This window comes from Rhizobium sp. RU35A, assembly GCF_900156005.1.
Taxonomy (GTDB): domain Bacteria; phylum Pseudomonadota; class Alphaproteobacteria; order Rhizobiales; family Rhizobiaceae; genus Neorhizobium; species Neorhizobium straminoryzae.
In genome coordinates, this window is sequence record NZ_FTMR01000025.1 from 1 (window position 1) to 19,512 (window position 19,512).

At 57.4% G+C, this 19,512-nt stretch carries 13 protein-coding genes and 5 pseudogenes; 12 read left to right on the forward strand and 6 right to left on the reverse strand.

Features of this window, described 5'->3' with window-relative positions:
* Positions 1-189: 189 nt before the first annotated feature.
* The 3 genes from F3H95_RS26085 to F3H95_RS26095 are packed head-to-tail and all read right to left on the reverse strand — an operon-like array spanning position 190 to position 1,990.
* The gene (locus F3H95_RS26085; RefSeq protein WP_149748112.1) at positions 190-1,335 is read right to left on the reverse strand and encodes a site-specific integrase; all 1,146 of its coding nucleotides are present in this window, start codon (positions 1,333-1,335) and stop codon (positions 190-192) included.
* Positions 1,332-1,736: a type II toxin-antitoxin system VapC family toxin gene (locus F3H95_RS26090; RefSeq protein WP_149748113.1), complete on the reverse strand. Its 405-nt coding sequence runs from the start codon at positions 1,734-1,736 to the stop codon at positions 1,332-1,334. Before F3H95_RS26090 ends, F3H95_RS26085 begins: the two co-directional genes overlap by 4 nt.
* Complete coding sequence (locus F3H95_RS26095) at positions 1,733-1,990, reverse strand: type II toxin-antitoxin system VapB family antitoxin (RefSeq protein ID WP_143126935.1); 258 nt, start codon at positions 1,988-1,990, stop codon at positions 1,733-1,735. Before F3H95_RS26095 ends, F3H95_RS26090 begins: the two co-directional genes overlap by 4 nt.
* 181 nt (positions 1,991-2,171) lie before the next feature.
* On the opposite strand from F3H95_RS26095, the gene F3H95_RS26100 reads away from it, so the two are divergent.
* The 5 genes and pseudogenes from F3H95_RS26100 to F3H95_RS27570 all read left to right on the forward strand — a co-directional run.
* Positions 2,172-3,326, forward strand: coding sequence for an RHE_PE00001 family protein (locus F3H95_RS26100; protein WP_188134496.1), 1,155 nt, complete (start codon positions 2,172-2,174; stop codon positions 3,324-3,326).
* 328 nt (positions 3,327-3,654) lie between these two features.
* A pseudogene (locus F3H95_RS27565) lies at positions 3,655-4,744 on the forward strand (IS701 family transposase); the annotation flags it as partial.
* Positions 4,745-4,828: 84 nt separating this feature from the next.
* Positions 4,829-5,889: pseudogene (locus F3H95_RS26130) on the forward strand (IS630 family transposase).
* A 413-nt stretch (positions 5,890-6,302) separates the two neighbouring features.
* Positions 6,303-6,842, forward strand: a complete 540-nt coding sequence (locus F3H95_RS26135) for a TIGR00645 family protein (protein WP_149748119.1) — start codon at positions 6,303-6,305, stop codon at positions 6,840-6,842.
* 724 nt (positions 6,843-7,566) lie between these two features.
* A pseudogene (locus F3H95_RS27570) lies at positions 7,567-7,815 on the forward strand (IS110 family transposase); the annotation flags it as partial.
* Positions 7,816-8,327: 512 nt separating this feature from the next.
* On the opposite strand, the gene F3H95_RS26145 reads toward F3H95_RS27570, so the two are convergent.
* Together F3H95_RS26145 and F3H95_RS26150 are read right to left on the reverse strand one after the other, a co-directional pair.
* Positions 8,328-9,125 (reverse strand): IS3 family transposase, encoded by a 798-nt coding sequence (locus F3H95_RS26145; RefSeq protein ID WP_188134498.1) that lies wholly within the window; start codon positions 9,123-9,125, stop codon positions 8,328-8,330.
* The gene (locus F3H95_RS26150; RefSeq protein WP_149748121.1) at positions 9,122-9,484 is read right to left on the reverse strand and encodes a transposase; all 363 of its coding nucleotides are present in this window, start codon (positions 9,482-9,484) and stop codon (positions 9,122-9,124) included. Before F3H95_RS26150 ends, F3H95_RS26145 begins: the two co-directional genes overlap by 4 nt.
* Positions 9,485-9,574: 90 nt before the next feature.
* Here F3H95_RS26150 and F3H95_RS26155 point away from each other — a divergent pair.
* Positions 9,575-9,850, forward strand: a pseudogene (locus F3H95_RS26155) (integrase core domain-containing protein); the annotation flags it as partial.
* Between the two features lie 52 nt (positions 9,851-9,902).
* On the opposite strand, the gene F3H95_RS26160 reads toward F3H95_RS26155, so the two are convergent.
* Positions 9,903-10,832, reverse strand: coding sequence for an AraC family transcriptional regulator (locus F3H95_RS26160; RefSeq protein WP_188134499.1), 930 nt, complete (start codon positions 10,830-10,832; stop codon positions 9,903-9,905).
* Between the two features lie 282 nt (positions 10,833-11,114).
* On the opposite strand from F3H95_RS26160, the gene F3H95_RS26165 reads away from it, so the two are divergent.
* The 6 genes and pseudogenes from F3H95_RS26165 to F3H95_RS26190 form a co-directional block, all read left to right on the forward strand.
* Positions 11,115-12,812 carry a PAS domain-containing methyl-accepting chemotaxis protein gene (locus F3H95_RS26165; RefSeq protein ID WP_149748123.1) on the forward strand — a complete coding sequence of 566 codons (1,698 nt, stop codon included), beginning with the start codon at positions 11,115-11,117 and terminating at the stop codon, positions 12,810-12,812.
* 105 nt (positions 12,813-12,917) lie between these two features.
* A pseudogene (locus F3H95_RS26170) lies at positions 12,918-13,058 on the forward strand (IS5/IS1182 family transposase); the annotation flags it as partial.
* 292 nt (positions 13,059-13,350) lie between these two features.
* On the forward strand, positions 13,351-15,312 hold the full coding sequence (locus F3H95_RS26175; RefSeq protein ID WP_149748128.1) for a HAMP domain-containing methyl-accepting chemotaxis protein: 1,962 nt from the start codon (positions 13,351-13,353) through the stop codon (positions 15,310-15,312).
* Positions 15,313-15,743: 431 nt separating this feature from the next.
* Positions 15,744-17,690, forward strand: a complete 1,947-nt coding sequence (locus F3H95_RS26180; RefSeq protein ID WP_149748124.1) for an EAL domain-containing protein — start codon at positions 15,744-15,746, stop codon at positions 17,688-17,690.
* A 305-nt stretch (positions 17,691-17,995) separates the two neighbouring features.
* Positions 17,996-18,706 carry a condensation domain-containing protein gene (locus F3H95_RS26185; RefSeq protein ID WP_244618151.1) on the forward strand — a complete coding sequence of 237 codons (711 nt, stop codon included), beginning with the start codon at positions 17,996-17,998 and terminating at the stop codon, positions 18,704-18,706.
* Positions 18,707-18,826: 120 nt separating this feature from the next.
* Positions 18,827-19,512: AMP-binding protein (locus F3H95_RS26190; RefSeq protein ID WP_149748126.1), on the forward strand; the 686-nt coding region annotated here is incomplete at its 3' end.

A 19,512-nucleotide genomic window follows, 5' to 3' on the forward strand; every position in this document is an offset into this window, starting at 1 on the left:
GCGCTTAAAATCTTCGCTGAAATTCGATTTGCTCATGATGCTCTTCCTGCCTCAAAATTAGGAAAGAAGGCGTCTACAAATCTCGGGGCTATTCACTTCACTGAATTTTGCTCTCGTAGGTAGGCCGCTCATCAGCGGGCTTATCTGTCAGGAAAACAAGTGTCACAAAACGCCGCTCATGGGAGTTTTTCAGTCCATCAGTCGCGCCGCTCTGCCGCTCCGTCGGGTGGCGCTGTTGTAATACTCCGAAGCCTGCTGCACGGATCTGTGCCGTGACTGTTCCATGGCCTCTGGGAGCGGAATGCCACGATTGGCTGCTTCGGTGAGGTAACCGGAGCGAAGCCCATGGGCTGAGAACTCCGCCGGGTCCAGCCCTGCCATGGCGGCGCGTTGTTTGACGATGTCGTTGATAGCCTTCGGATCCAGCGCACGTTGTGAGACATTGCCCCAGCGATCGATCGCCCGGAACACACTGCCTCTGTCGATCCTGGCAAGGGCAAGCCAGGCATTCAGTGCGTCGACGGGCCGACCGGTGAGGTAGACAACCTCTTCGTTATCGGCACCACTGGTCTTGGTCCGACCTAGATGGATGGACAGCGAGGGTAGGGGGGGGGATCCTGCAACGGGGATCGGCGCTTCCATGACCAATTGCTCCTTGCGCAGCCCCGCCACTTCGCTGCGGCGCCGACCACCGGACGCAAAGGCAAGCATCAGGATCGCCTTGTCCCTGACATCGCGCAGGCTGTCGGTCCGGCAGGTGCCAATCAGCTTTGACAGGACATCGCTTGTCACGGCCTTGGCGCTCTTGCGCCGCTTCGGTCGCGGCGTTGCGCGCACCGCCAGCCGGATGGCAGACTTGAGAGCAGGGGAGGTGAACGCACCCTGCAGCCCGCGCCATTTGGTCAACGTCGACCAGGTGGCCAGCCGCCGGCGCACGGTGTCGGGTGCATGGGGACCTGACGACCGGAGAAACCGCTGGAGACGAAGCTTGTCCTCGACCTCGGCTGGCATGCCGTGATCCGCATCTGTCAGACGCTTTTCCGGGTCCCAAAGATGGTGAGCGACAAACTTCAGCAGGAGAGCCTCCGGCGCGGGCCACGGCAGCGATCGTCCCGATGTCGCCAACGACCATGCCTGCAGGTAGGCGAGATCGGAGGTTAGCGCACGTAAAGTGTTGGCACCCATACCCTGGTTGACCAGATGGCGCAGCGTCTCGATATCCTGGTCGGACAGTAGCTCGGCCAGTTCATCGCGCCGCTCCATGGGGAGAACTGCAGCAATGGTGTCGAGCTCGTGGGCACGGCGATCGACCGTGTTTGCGCCAGCGCCTGTCATGTCATCGACGACGCGGGATGCAGTTTGAGATCCGTCTGCCCGAAGTCGTGCCCTTTGAACAAGAGCGGTGCCTTGGCGATTGCGGCAACGGCATAAGAGAAGCAGTCGCCCATGTTGAGCGCAGCTGGATGGCGTCCCCGGCCGAAACGCTCGAAAGCGTCTTCGGCTGCGCGATAGTGCTTCTCATCGAATGCGACGGTCGTGACATTCACAGTTGTGGCAAGCTGCCCAACGATCCTGGCTGCACTGACAAAACCTTTGCCCGACAGAACCATCCGTATCTCCAACAAGGTTGGCCAGCCGATAATGACCGGCTCACGCCCCATCAGTGTTCTAAAGGTCTCCGCCTCCGGCTCCTTCATGGATATCGCGATAATGACAGAGGTATCGACGGCGATCATATTGGCAGACCGTTCTCATCGTAGAATTCATCGTGGTTGGACGTCGTGCCGGGCGCGATTTTGGCGAGATCCTCGGCGGCCAACTCCCAGACGGCGTCCATGGGATAGCGGGTGGTTTCCGCACGCAGCTCCTGATCATAACGCTCCAGTGCGAGCTCGACGAGCCGGTTGATCGGCTGCCCGGTCCGGCGGGAGAGGGCATGGGCCAGATCACGGGCCTTGCTGCTGCGAATGGAAAGTTGGGGTTCGGACATGGTGTGCCTCGTCGAAAACGTAGCCTTAACATACAGACAGTGGGGCGAGATGGCAAGAAAATGACTTTGATGGCTCGCCACCGATAAGGGTTACTTATCGATGGTTAGAAGCTCACCTGGCGATCATACCATGTGAGGAACTAGAATAACCATATAGCGTTCCTTTAAGAAATCATTTACCATGATTTCAATGGCTTACGATCTGTCCAAAATAAGCATGACGGCCCTGATGCGACCGGCTTTCGACGCCGGCATCGCGCTGGCGCGTCTCGACGAACGTATCGCCCGCTCGTCGGTTGGTCAGGGCTGGATAGAGCGGCAGAATTTCGCCGATGCCTGCGCCTCGCTGTGGATCGACGGCGAGCTCGTCCATCTCGAAGACCTCGTGCTCCACGACGCTTTTCGCGATACCCGCACCCCCACCCACGAACTTACCATCGCCCGCGACGTCCTGCGCACCCGCCGGCGCATCGCCGGCCAGTCGCCGGATTGGGCCTTGTCCGCAGAAGGTGTCCGAACCTTGCGACAGACGCAGGCATGGCCTGGACCATCAGACGGTTCTGAAAACACCGCGGACCACAGCAGTGTCGAACCTGCGAAAATGGTCGAGCGGGAAGGGGAGGGGGACGATGGGGAAGAGGCGGAAAATCTTCCCGGCGTCGATTATGTCGCCATCGATGCGGTGCTGGCGCGGTCGGACGCGGCAATCGAGAGCGCCAGACGGCCCGGCCCCACCGCCGGCAACAAGCCAGCTGAAAAGGACCCAATGGTCTATGATCTCGACTGGGACGAAGACGCGCGGCTCGACGAATGGCGCAACGTGCTGCGAAAGGCCCAAGAACTGCCGGCGGTGCTGCAGGCAATCGTCGCCCTCGATGCCTGGAACGAGCTTTTGGTCCTCCAGCACGCGCCCTGGCTGGGCCGGCTGTTTGCCGCGTCGATCCTTCGCCGGGCCGGCATCACGTCAGGCGCGCATCTCGCAGCCATCAACCTTGGCCTGAAAACCATTCCGGTCGATCGGCGCCGGCATCGCGATCGGGAGACGCGGATGCTCGCCATCGCCCACGGTCTTTTGGCGGCCGCGGAGATCGGCATGAAAGAACATGATCGGCTGGCGCTGGCGCGAACTCTGTTCGAGCGAAAACTGGAAGGACGCCGGACGTCGTCAAAGCTGCCGGAGCTGGTCGAGCTGGTGATGGCGAAACCGCTGGTATCGGCCGGGATGGTGTCGAAAACGCTCGAGGTGACGCCGCAGGCGGCGCGGCGGATCGTTTTGGAACTGGGTCTGAGGGAGATGACGGGGAGGGGGAGGTTTCGGGCGTGGGGCGTCCTATAAATGGCCGCTGCAATCATGCCAAACCCACTTGAGACATTGCGAAAACTGCGCTGGATATCCTTTTGCTAGAGTGGCAACTATAGAGCGTAAAACCTTCGCTAGTTGCCGACGAACTAATGGTCCGATCGAGACATGATTTCAGATTCTGATGCAAAACGTTTGGCTATCCCACACACCCAGTACCGGAAAAAGGATCGAGAACGCTGTCAAAGTCGATTGTGTTGAGCGTCTCGAAGATCCACGACAACAGTCGTGACTTAGCACTACCTTGGCAGATTCGGACAAGTCTAATCTGAGATGATTTACGCTCTGAGTTTTGGGGCGCGACATGGTGGATTGGGATACGGAGCATTTAGCCTTTTTGCAGCCGTTTCTGGAGAAGCTTGGACACAAGAAACGACGACAGATGTGTCCACTTTATGTGTCTGGGCTTATCGGTCCCGGTGACCGCAAAAGTATCGAGCCGATGGCGGAACGGTTCGCTCCAGGCCAATACGACCGCCTCCATCATTTCATTTCCGATAGGTTCTAGGATGCTGCTCCTCTTGAGACCGAGCTTGCGCTGCAGGCGGATAGGATCGTTGGCGCATCCGATGCGTTTCTGGTGATCGATGACACGGGCTTGCCGAAGAAGGGTGATCACTCGGTCGGCGTCGCGCCGCAATACGCCTCAATGCTGGGCAAGAGAGCAAATTGTCAGACGTTGGTGTCGGTGACGCTTGCGCGAGACGAGGTTCCTGTTCCAGTTGGCTTGCGTCTGTTCCTGCCGGATAGCTGGATCGGTGATCAGGAGCGCATGGCAAAGGCTGGGGTCCCAGAGGACATGCGGGTATCTCGTACGAAGACGGAGGTTGCTCTTGCCAGATCGATCGGTTGATTGTGACAGGTATCCGGTTTGGCACAGTGCTGGCTTACGCAGGCTACGGCCTGTTGGCGACCGTCCGTCAGGGCTTAAGTGGACGCGGCCTCACCTGGGCAGTCGGTATTCCCAAGCATCAGAAGGTCTATCCCGATGATGTCGGATTGATCTTTCCCGTCTCCGGTCATGGCGTCCTCGCAAGCATTCGATCCCCGACACCCTTTCGGCTGCCGCCGAAACTATATTGGCGACTGCACGCTGGAAGAAAATCAGTTGGCGTCGCGGCACAAAATGTCGCCTGACGGCACGGTTTGCCGCCTTGCGCATCCGCATCGCCGATGGCACGCCGCAGCGCATTCTTGATAAGGGACGGCAGCACATGCCGGGCGAAGCGGCCTGGCTCATTGGCGAATGGCGCTCAAACGACGAGCGCAAATACTACCTATCCAACTTGCCAGCCGATGCGACCTTGAAAGTGCTGGCGGCCGCCATCAAGGCGAGATGGGTCTGCGAACAAGCTCATCAGCAGATGAAAGAGGAGCTCGGTCTCGATCACTTCTACCAGGCGTCGTTAGGTTTGACTCTCGTGGGGATTCCCAACGAGCGACGAATCTGAATCTCTGGTGCAAACAGGAGGTTTGCGATGGGTTCAGCGCTTTTATTGCGGTCGGATTTCGACGGGGTTAGGTTGCGGCGTCTGGCCCGTCAGACCCGCGATGCCGATCAGGCGCGGCGGCTTCTTTCGCTCGCATCGATCTATGACGGCGGTTCACGTGCCGATGCCGCCCGGCTCGGCAGCGTGACAGTTCAGATCGTGCGTGACTGGGTGGTCCGCTTCAATGCTCGCGGTCCCGACGGACTGATCAACGGCAAGGCTCCGGGAAAGCCTTCTCTCCTGAACGACGAACAGCGATCGGCCTTGGCGAAAGCCATCGAGCGCGGACCGACACCCTATCTGGATGGCGTCGTCCGGTGGCGTCTGTGTGATCTGGCCCAATGGATTTGGGAAGAGTTCCGCATCTCGGTGAGTGAGGAGACCCTGGGTCGCGAAGTGCGGGCCATGGGCTATCGCAAGCTCTCGGCTCGCCCAAGACATCATGCGCAGGATCCGGTGGCGGCCGAGGCATTTAAAAAAACTTCCCCGCCGCTGTGGCAGAAATCGCCGCCGGTCTCGCCAAGGGCAAAGTGATCGAAATCTGGTTCCAGGACGAAGCCCGGATAGGCCAAAAGAACAAGATCACCCGCCGCTGGGCCAAGCGGGGAACAAGGCCATCCGCGCCGCACGACCAGCGAACCCGGTCGGCCTATATCTTCGGTGCAATCTGTCCCAAACAGGGCAAGGCGGCAGCTCTCGTCATGTCGTGGTGCGATACTCATGCCATGAATCAGCACCTGATCGAGATATCCCGCAACATCGACGAAAATGCACACGCCGTGCTCATCATGGATCAGGCGTGATGGCACATGTCCAACAATCTCGTCGTCCCCGACAACATCACCATCCTGCCACTGCCGCCCAAATCGCCTGAGTTAAACCCTGTCGAAAACATCTGGCAGTTCATGAGGAACAACTGGCTCTCAAACCGCGTCTTCAAGTCCTACAAGGATATCGTCGATCACTGCTGCTACGCTTGGAGAACACTCCAGAACCGGCCGTGGAAAATCATGTCGATCGGCAGACGCAAATGGGCGCAAGGGTTCTGACCAATGACGGTTGGTATTATTGGCGAGAAATAGTAAACGCTCCGGACCAAAGCAGGCCACTTCCTCAACAACAGCCCAACGTTCGTAATATGCGGCTGGACCCAAAGGTGCGGCCGGTCTGCTTGTCCGTTATGATGGTGATACGGCTAACGAGATATTGCGGCGGTCCTCCCCACCTATCCGATGCCGCTAGCATGATCCTACGTAGGCCCGTATCGGGGCGTCACTTCGCCAACGCTCCGCAGGACGGCAAGTGTTAGCTAAGCGTAACTGGCGATGGTTTCTGCCCCGGCAGACGAAAGCCGCCATTGGCTCTTGTGTACAAGCCGATCCATCTTCACTATGACGCCAGGAATTGAAATGCCTTGCGACGCGAGATTCATGCAAGGGGGCCGTAAGGGAGGTTCTTGATAGTGAAGGGGTTAGAATTGCTAGTTGAAAGGATCATTATTTCAAGTCGATGGCTTTTGGTTATCTTTTATATCGGCTTGGCGGTCGCCCTTGGTATTTACGCCATTTCATTCGGCTACAAGCTTGCGAAGGTGGCGCTGAGCATCTTCAGCGCCGACGAGAGCGACATGATCCTCTCTATGCTGAGCCTGATAGATGCCGCCCTCGTGGCTAGTCTGATCGTCATGGTGATGATCTCCGGCTACGAAAATTTCGTCAGCCGTTTTGACGAGGCCGAAAAAAACGGCGAGATATCGTTTCTCGGGAAGCTGGATTCTGGCAGCCTGAAAATCAAAGTTGCCTCGTCGATCGTTGCGATCTCTTCAATCCACCTTTTACAGGTTTTCCTGAACGCCGATCGCTATGATGGCGGCAAGCTCCTCTGGCTCACAGTCATCCATCTTACCTTCGTTGGCTCCGCGGTCATGCTTGGTTATCTTGAAACACTAATGCGAAGGGCACGATCTGATCGACCGGGCTCGAGCTCCATTGGTCCCTCCTGAGATATTATCACATTCACTGGCACTAACGCAGCTTCTGAACAGAGGTGGCTCGGTTTGTCTGAACAGTTTCGCGCGTTTTGCTAAGTCGATGTCTGCCTCGATTAGGCATTGTAGATCTCCTCAATGAACCTGGGCAAGCGTTCGGCCACATCCGCGAATGTTTCGTAGCCGGCGATCTAGACGTCCTCGACACTCAGGGTTTTCATGAAACTCTCTGCCTTAGCCTTATGATAAGGGTTGCCGACGGCGCTCATGGAACCCTGCAGGCCGGCAGAAGCGCTCGACGGGGTGCTCAAATCAGATATGATCGAAGGTGTTGCATCGACCGGTTGAATCCGCCTTGGCATCCGCGGCCGTGTGTTGGATGCAGCCGCGTGGAGGTTTTCTGCTCTCAAGCGCCGAGCGCAACGCTGCCAATGCCAGCTGCGTATCCAGGTGTTTTAACAGGCCATAACCGACGACTCCCGGCTGCAAGCGTCAGGAATGACGGCGAGATAGCAAAAGCCGACGGCGATGCGGAGTGGAGCAAGAAGCGCAGAAGCGCTTCTCCTCCCCGAACCGTACTTGCACCTTTCAGTGCATACGGCTCTCTATTCCAGCTTGGCCGATGGCCATGGCAACGACATGATAGAGCGACGTGACGGTACTGCAGTCTTCATGTTGGTTTCCGCGCGGAACCGGTTGGTCGTATAGTGACGCGCCAACTCAACCAGGAGCGGTTGATATGATTGCCAGCACAATTGGCCTCGATCTGGCCAAGCATAACTTTCACGTCCATGCGGTGGATGCCGGGGGCTCAGTGGTTAAAACCGCCGCGCTCCGGCGAAGCGAGATGATCAAGTTCTTTCGGAATGCCAAGCCATGCCTTGTTGGTATGGAAGCTTGCGCCACAGCGCATCATTGGGCTCGCGAGTTGATGAAGCTCGGCCACGAAGTTAGATTAATCCCTCCTTCGTACGTTAAGCCGTATGTGCTGCTGGACCGACCGTGGGAGATCATGTCGATCGCAAGACGCAAATGGGCGCAAGGGTTCTTATCAATGACGGTTGGTAGAAGCGGTCGGCCGAGGTGCCAGATGGATTGCACTGGACAGGACACGCTCCAATTGGCGGCCGATTGTTACTCAGCCCTCGTTGATGAATTCGATGCCCATATCGGCCAACTTTCGCCAGCGAACGAGGCAAGTTTTCCGAGATCCATCTTCAAACAAAAGCTCGAAACAGTCCAGAATACCTGCGGTGCTCGGCATGACCAGCTTCGCCCCACCTGTCGAGAGGCTTCGCACGGCACAGTCTCGTGTCAGCGAGCGGTTGCCATAGACGATCCGAGCTCCTTTTAGAGCCCGAGTTCTGTTGGATTCACGGCGTTCCTCCATCGAAATCCCAAGCTAGACGTGGATTTAATGCCTTGTATTGTTGGTTTCCGTGCGGAACTGAGCCGGTTTTGGAGTGAACCCCTCGGGCTGGACCAGCGAGGCGCTTCGAACTAAGCCGCCTGCTGGGCGAGTTGGGTTTCAAATTCTGTTGGCGATCTGTAGCCAAGGGCCGAGTGCAGCCGCTTGGCATTGTAGATCTCCTCAATGAACCGGGGCAAGCGTTCTGCCACGTCCGCGAAGGTCTCGTAGCCGGCGGTGTAGATGTCCTCGACCTTTAAGGTCTTCATGACGCTCTCTGCCTGCGCATTGTGATAAGGATTGCCGACGGCGCTCATGGAACCCTGCAGGCCGGCGGCATCGAGCGCTCGTCGATAGGTCTCACTTGCGTATTGGCATCCGCGGTCCGTGTGGTGAATGCAGCCGGGTGGAGGTTTTCTGTTCTCGAGCGCCGAACGCAAAGCTGCCAATGCCAGGGGCGTATCCAGGCGTTTTGACAGACCGTAGCCGATGACCTTCCTGCTACAGGCGTCGAGAATGACGGCCAGATAGCAGAAGCCGACGGCGATGCGGATGTACGTGAAGTCGGCCACCCAGACCATGTCAGGCCGCGCCGGAACCACATTACGATAGAGGTTCGGGTAGATCGGTGAATCGTGGTTGCTATCCGTCGTGCGAACATACCGCTTGCGAGGCTTGATTCCGAGGCCATTGGCCCGCATGACGCGAGCGACACGCTTGTGATTGACGAGGTGGCCTCGTCGCTGAAGCTCGTGCGTCACGCGCCGATATCCATAGCAGGGTAATTCGTCCTGGATGTCCTCGATGATCGCAACGAGCTCGGCGTCGCCGAGCTTCAAAGCCCTTGCCGTGGATCGATAGTAAAACGTGCTTCTCGGGAGGTCGATCACTTTGCACCCCCGTCTGATAGAGCAGGCCGCGGGCCGGTGACGATAGAGCACTTCTCGTTGCCTCCGGCGCCCGGCTGGCGCGGTGTTTTTTTAGCCAGGTCCAGCTCCATGGTGAGCTGGCCGACCTTACGTTCGAGTGCCGCAATGTGGGCCTCGTACTCCGCGATGACGCTGGCCTCTGCCTCTTCATCGTTCAGCTCGCCGCGATCGAACTGCGTCAGCCATAACTGGATGAGGTTGGCCGAAACGCCGTAGGTGCGCTGTGCATCGCGCCGTCCAATGACGCCGTTTCGGATATCTTGGCAAAGCTGCAATTTGAACGGCGTCGAATGCCGTCGATATGGACCTCGGGACTTCATGAGCCTTCTCCGATTGAGGCCCGCAGAGTGTATCAGTTTTTCCGTGTCCCGTGGTCCAGCCCGAGGGGTTCACTCCAGTGGCAGGTCAGCTCCTGCTTCATTGCTAAGGAGGCCGCGTCCTTGCTCCGCGACATCGGCATCGAAGCGTGCACCACGCCGGTGCGAAGTCCGCAATCGAACGGCATAGCCGAGGCCTTCGTCAAAACCTTCAAGCGCGACTATGTCGCCGTCAATCCAACCCCGGATGCATAAACCGTCATGGCGCAAGTGCCATTCTGGTTCGAGCATTACAATAAACTTCAACCGCGTAACGCATTAGGATATCAATCAAACCGCGAGTTCATCAGCTCGCAATCTCAAACCTGAGCATGTCCGGTCTTTTGGGGGCAACTCAACCATTCTCGCGATATCATGCTTTTTAAGCCCGTCGGAAGCGTGTTTTCGAAGGGGTTTCTCCGTACTTAATCCTGTAGCGCCTCGTAAAGTCAGCTATGTTGTAGAAGCCCCACTGGTGTGCAACTTGTGAAACATAGACCTTTGCGTGCTTCTCCAGAAGCTGTTGATGGACACGCTCTAGCCTCCGATCTATAATGTATTGAATAGGTGTTTGATCAAGCCCCCTTCTGAAAGCCAATTGTAGGCTACGAACACTAACGCCTGCGACGGCCGCCAGTTCTGAAACAGTCAGCGGACGAGCTAAGTTTGCTTCGATATATTCGAGGGCCATCCGCAGTACTCGGCTCGGCGCTGGGGTAGTTTTCAACCCATCAGCCGACTGTCTTGGCCAGCTAGACAGCAGTTGAAAAACGATCATTTCTTCGATCACCGGATAATATAAATCATCAGCGACTGATAATGAGGCCATTCTTGCGTGCAAGCGGGTAATCGCCTGCTGCAGCGCTTGCATGCTCGGGTGAGAGATTGTTACGAGCGGGTGAAAAAAGTTTCCCTCGATCGCATCTGTCCCCCAAAGAGATTGTTTGAAGGCAAAAAGCCTTGCGGCACCGATTGTGCAGCTAATCATGTCCACCTCCGGTGCGGTACGCATGCTCTGCATGCCCTCAAATGGGAGTAGGAGTGCATACCCTGGGGATACCACGTAATCCTGAGCAATATGTCTCCTGGTAGCTGAGCCAGTTATTGGAAAACGAAGTGTAACAACGTCCTCAAATATCTTTGGCGCTGTTTCAAAACCGCTCTGCGATATCGTTCGCCAAATACATAACGCATCTCGTTTGGTGCCGATGATTTTTATGTCAAATGCGCCTACCCCAATTGGTTTAAATTCAGTTGGCATAAAACTGAGAGAATTCAGCTCCTGAAGTCGTTCGCTGCTTTTGATTTCCAAGGAAAAGCTATTCCTTACAGCCTCCTGTCGGAATGCGTCCATCAATGTGTTCTCCGCCTGCTGCTTTCACACTATCTGAAACGACACACGGACGATTTCAGATCAGATGCAGCGCGGGAGTCCAGTAGAAAGAAATATAATATATGCGAAAATACTATGTTAAATACGCCAAATACAACTACAGGTTTTTAATATAAGCAAATTTTTTACTTTGTTAAGTCGAATTTTCTCGACGTCCATCCACTGCAAAAACTACGCAAATAAGCTGAGAGAGGAAGTCCCATGCTGAATTTTGTTGTTTTCGACGCTAAGGCAATCCTGGGCGCGTTAGATAAGTCGCAGGCGATTATTGAGTTCAAGCTTGATGGAACGATCATCACCGCCAACAACAACTTCTGTCGTGCACTGGGCTATGAGTTGTCCGAGATTGTCGGCAAACACCACCGGATATTCGTTGATCCCGTAGAAGCCAGCACTCCTCAGTACAAGGAATTATGGGCCGGGCTTGCGAGCGGTAACTGTGACCAGCGCCAGTACAAGCGCATCACCAAAGACGGTCGCGAAATCTGGATTGAGGCGTCGTACAACCCGGTCTTCAGAAACGGAAAGCCCTACAAGGTGGTGAAGCTTGCAACGGACATTACAGCCAGCAAGCTTCAGTCGCTGGAAGACGCAGGAAAGATAGCGGCGATTTCCAGAGCGCAGGCAGTGATCGAGTTTACCCCGAGCGGGGAGATTCTGACGGCCAACCCGAATTTTCTAAAGGTGCTTGGATATGAGCTGTCGGAGATCAAAGGCAAACACCACTCGATGTTTTGCGATAAGGCGTTTGTGAACAGCGATGACTATCGTGCCTTCTGGTCGAGGCTTGCCGGTGGTGAGCTTTTTGACGGGGAATACACCCGCATTACCAAGAGCGGCGCTCCTGTTTACATCCAAGCCTCCTACAACCCAATCTTCGATGCCAACGGTAAAGTCTTCAAGGTCGTCAAATTCGCAACCGATGTCACTGAGCGGGTGAAAAATGTTCAACGCCTCGCTCACGGGCTAGAGGCGATGTCTGCCGGTGACCTTACCTATGACATCAAGGAGCCCTTCCTGCCCTCGTTGGAAACGCTGCGTGTCGATTTCAATCAGGCAGTTGGCAAGCTTGAGTCTACGATGCAGGCCATTACCGAAAATGCACGCTCGATTGCAGCGGCATCGCAGGAAATCCAGTCTGCTTCGAATGACCTGTCGAAACGAACGGAGCAGCAGGCGGCGTCGGTTGAACAAACAGCAGCCGCGCTTGAGGAAATTTCCACCACCGTTACCGACTCATGCAACCGGGCACAGGATGCCGGCGAGCTTGTCCGCCGCACCAAGGAAAGCGCTGAACAATCCGGAGGCGTCGTATGTCTGGCGGTGGACGCCATGGGTAAGATCGAGAAGTCGGCCGGAGAGATTGCGAGCATTATCAGCGTTATTGACGAAATCGCCTTTCAGACAAACCTTCTGGCCCTCAATGCTGGCGTCGAGGCGGCACGCGCTGGTGAGGCCGGCAAGGGCTTTGCGGTTGTCGCCCAGGAGGTGCGGGAACTCGCGCAGCGTTCTGCCAAGGCTGCAAAGGAAATCAAGGATCTGATCAACGCCTCCAACGAACACGTGAAAAGCGGCGTGGGGTTAGTCGGCGATACCGGAAAGGCTCTTGAGGACATTGCAAATCAGGTTGTTCAGGTCGACGCCAATGTCGTTGCCATTGTTGAGGCATCTCATGAACAGGCGTCCGGCCTAAAAGAGATTAACGTCGCCGTCAACATAATGGATCAGGGCACCCAGCAAAACGCGGCCATGGTTGAACAGACGAGCGCCGCTGCTCACAGCCTGGCGAGAGAGTCCCAGAAGTTGTTTGAACTTATTAGCCAGTTCAGGATTGGAGAACGCACCGGACAAACTTCAAGGCACGCCGAAAGCGGCGGGCGTCCGCTGAAAGCAGCTTAGAGCGTCGCGGAATGGTAGCTATGCGAGGTGGCGTTAATGCATGGATAAGATTTCAACGTGTTGGATTTAAGCGGCTTGGATCGAAAATAGGTTTGTTGATCCCTGATGCCCCACAAACATAACGCCGCCCGCCGTTAGAACCTCAGCAAGATGAAGTTCATGGCGACGAACTGGGCGGAGTATGAGGCAAACCTTCGCTACCGTGGCAGTTTAACCCTTTGGATAACACCAGAAGCGCTGGTGGGCTGAAGCCTTACTAATTTGCCAAAGACACTGAGTCACCAATTTCTCCGTTGAGGTAGGGATGCGAGCGCAGCCGACACAGTTAGGCTTTCCACTACAGTGTATTGCCCTCGAAATACAATTAAAGATACGTATAAATCAGAAGAATAGAAATAAAAATGTGAAACATAACCCCTCTGTCGAAACAAAAAAGTATTACTTTAAAAATATATCAATTGTTTTAGAAAATTCTTTTTCTCGTCAGAAGTCAGCATGAATCGGTAATATTCAAGCTTAAACATTGTTGGAGCGTATCATGAAACATATCTCGATCGTCGGTAAGTTCCTTGCCGTAATAGCGGTGTTCGGCCTGTTTGCGCTCGGTGTTGCCATCTTCGCCAGTGGCCGGATTTTGTCGGTGGATACGGCGTACAACGGATTGCTTGACAACGAGGGCAAGGCGGCTCTGTCTCTCGCCCGCGCCAACCGCGCGATGCAGACCATCCGGGCCAGTATTGGCGATATCCTGATGGCGCGCACCGCAGAGAGTATCGACGCCGCCAACAGGGCGCTGGTGTCGAGCAGTCAGGATTTCGTCGATTTTATCGACTCGGCCGCCAAGGCACTGCCGGCGTCACATGATATTCCAGCCTTGAAGGCGGAGGTCTTGCAGGTCATGGACGGTGCCTGTGCCAATGCCTTGATGGCGGGCCGTGCAGCGACCGAAGATGCAGCGCTTCTCGCAAGCCAGGAGCTTTTTCTGCAGGATTGTCAGCCGGAATTCGTCAAACTGTCGCCATTGTTCGTTGACGTCACCAACAAGGTGACGCAACTGGCTGACGACAGCAGCACGGAATTAACTGAAATGGCCAATGCAACTGCCTTCAATACCCTGATCGGCGTTCTGGCTGGAATAGCCGTCGTGCTGGTCGGTGGCTTCTTGACGATCCGTAGCTGGCTGGTCCGTCCGATCCGCGGGCTGTCGGATACGATGAGCAAGCTGGCCGGTGGCGACCTTGAGGTGACAGTTGAGGGAACCGAGCGGCGTGACGAGCTGGGCCTGATGGCACGCTCTGTCCAGGTCTTTAAGGATACCGGCCTAAAGGCGCGGGAACTGGCTAGCGAGGCGGAAGCCGCCCGCAATCAGACCGAGGCTGAACGCCTGCGCGCCGCAGAGGCGGAACGCAAGCGCGCCACCGAGATGGCGCAGGCAACCGCCAGCCTTGCAGAAGGCCTGCAGCGACTGTCTAATGGTGACCTCGGCTACCAGCTGTCGACACCCTTTGCCGCCGACTTTGAAAGCCTGCGCGCTGACTTCAACACTGCAGTCGCCAAGCTCCGCGGCACGCTGGCAGCGGTTGCTCAGGCGACGGGTGCCATCGATGGCGGCTCGCGCGAATTGAGCCAGAGTGCTTCCGAGCTGTCGAAGCGCACCGAGCAGCAGGCGGCCTCGCTGGAGGAAACCGCTGCCGCACTCGAACAGATCACGACTAATGTGCAGAACTCGTCGAAGCGCACCGAAGAAGCCCGCAACATGGCTACTCAGGCCACAGCTTCGGCGAAGAAGTCCGGTGACGTCGTGGCCAGTGCCGTTGATGCGATGCAGCGGATCGAGAATTCGTCGAGCCAGATCTCCAACATCATCGGTATAATTGACGAAATCGCCTTCCAGACCAATCTTCTGGCGCTGAATGCCGGCGTCGAGGCAGCCCGCGCCGGTGAAGCCGGCAAGGGCTTTGCCGTTGTGGCCCAGGAAGTGCGCGAGCTTGCCCAGCGCTCCGCCCAGGCCGCCAAGGAAATCAAGGAACTGATCGGCAAGTCGGCCCAGGAAGTCGAGAGCGGCGTCAAACTGGTGACGGCGACCGGCGAGGCGCTGAAGGTGATTGGTGACCACGTCATCGAGATCAACGGCCGGCTGGATGAAATTGCCACCTCGTCACGCGAACAGTCGGTCGGCCTCTCGGAGGTCAATACGGCGGTGAACCAGATGGACCAGACGACGCAACAGAATGCAGCCATGGTCGAAGAAGCGACGGCAGCATCTGCCTCGCTTGCTTCGGAAGCCGAGCGCCTGCGCCAGCTGGTCTCGCAGTTCCAGCTCGGCCAGACTGGTCACTCCGGTCATCAGGGTCCCGCGACAACCCGTCCGGCCCCGGCCTCGGCGTTAGACCATCGCCCTGTTCCATCCCCGGCACGGCGCATGGTGCTGAAGGTCGCTGGTGCGATCGGCCCCCGCGCCGGTACGGCGGCTACCAAGGACACTTGGGAAGACTTCTGAGCGACCGCCAGCAGGCGAGCCACAACACCAGTTGCGATGTTTCTGCTGTTCGTACAGGCCCTCGTTTGAATTGTCACCTACACACAGAACAAATAGACCAGGATATGTGGAACATCATTTATTTCAGAGGACGTCCAGCGGGTGTGACCAACATTCAACCGGCCCCGACCCTCGACGCTCTCAGAGAGGCTGTCAAACACCTCGAAAATGTCAGAAGCCACTTCGTGGAAGTATTCTCTCAACTTAAGGAGCAAAAAAGTGCTCAGCCGCTTTTGCAAACAGCAACGTCCGAGTCAACTCGCCCAATGGTTGAGAGCGGATTTGACTGAAGAGACCCATCGGAGCTGTTGTATGGGAATGTTAGATGAGGATCCGTTTTGGTCCGAGCCGTGTACAGAAGCGGGCCAGATGGCCAGAAAGGCATCATCACCATGAAATTCGAGCAACAGATCCGCGCTGCGCAGGCCGCTTCTGTGCTGGCCGTCCTAACGATATCGTTCCTGGCCAACAGTTTCATCGCTTTCACTACGGCCGCCGTCCTGTGGTTGAAAGAGCCCGCTATCTACCAGGCCATCTGGCTCGCTGGCATTTTGACGCTGAATACGTTGCGGCAAATTTTAGCTGCCCGTCTCAGACGAAGAGATATCGTGCGCAGCGATCCCCATGCGGTTCTCAACCATCTCACGATAGGTGCCTTTGCCAGCGGTTGTCTCTGGGCATTCGCTCCCTTTCTTAGTCTCGGGTTCAGCTCCGACGGCGCTGAGGGCTATGTGATCTTCATCATCGCTGGAATTTCGGCGGGTGCGATCATCCAGACCACGGCCTATTCCCGCATCGCCATCGCATTCGGTGCCCCGGCCATGCTGGCCACCGTCGCATCCCTGCTGCACGAGCCAAGCACTGTCAACTTGGTTATCGCTGCGGACGTCTTACTGCTGATGGTGATGATGTTCCGCAGCAGCCGCATGAGTGAACTGAATTTCATCAGCAGCCAGGTAGACAGGTTGAAAGCTATAAATCTAGCCGCGTCTCTGTCGCGTTCCAATCTCGAGTTGGAGATACTCGCGAACAGAGATCCGCTGACCGGCCTTGGCAATCGCACCGCTTTCAACCTGCGCCTTCAGCAAATGCTAAGGCAAACTGAAGGCGCTGTGCCGGCGGCTTTGCTGATCATCGATCTCGACCGCTTCAAGTTAATCAACGATACCATGGGGCACTCCGCCGGCGATATCGTCCTGACCGAGTTTGCCCGTCGCCTCATCGCGATTGCGCCGCCTGAGCATCTCGTCGCCCGCCTCGGCGGCGACGAATTCGCTGTGGTGATCGAAGGTGAGGACGCAGCCGCAAGAGCCTTTGCCCTTGGCGGGAAAATCCTAGACCTCACGTCCCGCCCGGTGATGATAGGCGATCGCCAGGTCACCATCGGTTCGAGCGTAGGTCTCGCCCATGTACCCGAACATGCCTCCACGGCCGAAGCGATCTTCGCCTGTGCCGATATCGCCCTTTATGCCGCCAAGGAACACGGTCGCCGCCGCCTCCGCGTCTTCAGCCCGGATATGAAGCAGCGCCTGGATCGCCAGAAGCAGATCGAACTCAACCTTGAGCAGGCCCTCGCGGCCGGTGAAATTGAGGTCTTTTTTCAACCACAGGTAGAGTTGTCGGGCGAAACGATCACCGGTTTCGAGGCGCTGGTGCGCTGGGACCATCCGGCACTCGGCCCAATAAACCCGCCGGAAATTGTCCAGGCGGCCCATGCGCTGCATATCTCGGAACATTTAACCCGCCATGTCGCCTCCGAAGCCGCCGCACTTATCCTGCGTCTGCCCGCCCTCGGCCTCGCCGGTAGCAGCATCGCCATCAACGTCTCGCCGCGCGAATTCTCGATGTACTCGCTGTCGAATACGCTTGGCGAAGTGGCCCGTGCCGCCGGCGTCTCGCCTTCGCAGCTGGAGATCGAGATCACTGAGGAAGCCACTCTCGACACCGCCGCCGCCGGCAGCGAGCTTGGACTACTGGAAAAGGCTGGTTTTCGCCTCGCCGTCGACGATTTCGGCATGGGCCATTCGTCGCTCGCCCATCTAGTCAGCCTCAAAGTCGACCGCCTGAAAATCGATCGCAGCTTCGTGCACGGTATCGCTACTAGCCGACAGAACCAGGCGATGGTCTCAGCACTGGTCGGGATGGGCCATGCCCTGTCAATCGACATCGTAGTTGAGGGCGTCGAAACGCCCGAAGACGCCGAGGTGCTCCGCATGCTCGGCTGCCGCTTTGCACAGGGATATCTGTTTGGCAGGCCGATGTCGGCAGCCGTCCTGCCCAACTGGCTGGCCGCCCGGTTCGCTCCGCCGATCCTTGAGACGATTGCCGACTCCGGGTGAAGCCTGAAAATGTGTCCCCCCCTCCGCACTCCTGACGGTGTAAACGAGCTCGTACATGAGTGTTGTCCTCTGTCGTTCGGCGCGACGCTATGGGTGGTGCGCTGCAGCTCAAGAACTGTGTTACGGCGTGGCATTTGACCCCATCATGGGCGCCCAACGCTGACCCCCGCCACGCCGAAGAAACGGCAAACTGATCAGCGTGTTGATCTGTACAAACCGGGGTCAGTCGCAGGCGCCGAAAGGGATCAAACTTCAATGCGTTCGACCTGTCGAGTGACGTGCGGCTGCGGTGTCTTGCGGTTTGTGTGGGGGATGAGCGCTGGCATCTGTGTCTGGTTGCCGATCACGGGTCGTTTGACGGGAGTTCTGTCTCTGTTCTGCTGCGTGAGCTTTCGGTTCTTTACGATGCGGCGCGGTCTGGCGACGGTCTGACGGATGTTCTGCCACCGCTTTCCTCGCAGTTTGCCGACCATGCGGTTTGGCAGCGTGAGTGGCTTTCCGGCGGAGGCGGCTCGGCTGCGCTTTCCTGGTGGGAGGATCATCTTGGCGGAGCGCCGCAGGTTCTGGATCTTGCTGTTGACATGGAGCGTCGTGCGGATCGGTTGCGCCGTGCGGGTCATCTGCCGCTAGCCTTGGATGCGGGACTTCGTGGCCGGCTTGAGGGTCTTGCGCTGTCGTGCGCCACGACGCTCTACGGCGTTCTTCTTGCGGGTCTTGGTGTGGTTCTGTCGCGTCTGTCTCGTCAGGACGAGGTTTTGATCGGCAGTCCGAGTGCGGGGCGTGTTCAGTCTGGCAGCGAGGATGTGATCGGTTTCTTCGTCAACACGCTGGCGCTTCGCGTGTCTCCTGGCCTGCACGAGGGGATCGTTGACTATGTGTCAGCGGTTGGCCGCGTGGTTCGCGACGGTCTTGAACATGAGGCAGCCCCGTTCGAGCGTGTGGTCGAGCGTGCGGGAGTGGAGCGGTCTCTGTCGCACAGTCCTCTGTTCCAGGTTATGTTTGCCTGGCAGAGCTAGGAGGGTGGCGAGCTTCGTCTTGGGGATCTGGAGCCTGAGGTCGTTGATCCTGCTCCCGGTCAGGCGAAGTACGACCTGACGGTATCGCTGGCGCCCGCAGCGGATGGGTCGATCGCGGGTGTGATCGAGTATGACGCGGTTCTGGTCGGTGTGCTGGAACAGTTCGTGTCGGGCGCATCGGACAGGTCCTTGTCGTCGCTTCGTCTTGCTGCGCCTTCGGATGTTGCGCTGATCGGTACGTTCAACGGGACGGCGCATGCTGTTGAGGCTGGCGTTCTGCCTGATCTGTTGTCAGAGCGTGCGGCTGAGCGCAGGGATGCTGCGGCCGTTGTGTTCGGGGAGGATGCGCTTTGCTACGATGAGCTTGAGGCGCGTTCGAACCGTCTTGCGCGTCATCTGATCGGTCTGGGTGTCGGTCCTGACGATGTGGTCGGGATTGCGCTTGAGCGCGGGTTCGACATGGTTGTGTCGCTCTGCGCGGTCCTGAAGGCTGGAGGCGCCTATCTTCCGCTGGATCCGGACTATCCGGCGGAACGACTTCGCTACATGCTGGAAGACAGCGGCGCGTCTGTCGTGATCGGCTCGGATGCGGGGCTGGCACGGCTTGGCCTTGATCCGGGTGCGGATGCGGGCGGGCCGGACGGGGATGGGCAGGAACAGGCAGAGCGGCACGAGTCTTCATCCCTCTTGCGCCAGCGCCGTTCCTTCAGCATCGCCGACGTCGCTCGGCGGCACGATATCAAACCCCAGCAGATTTACACCTGGCGGCGGAAGTTTGCAGCGGAGCAGGCTGAGCCAGTGGTTTC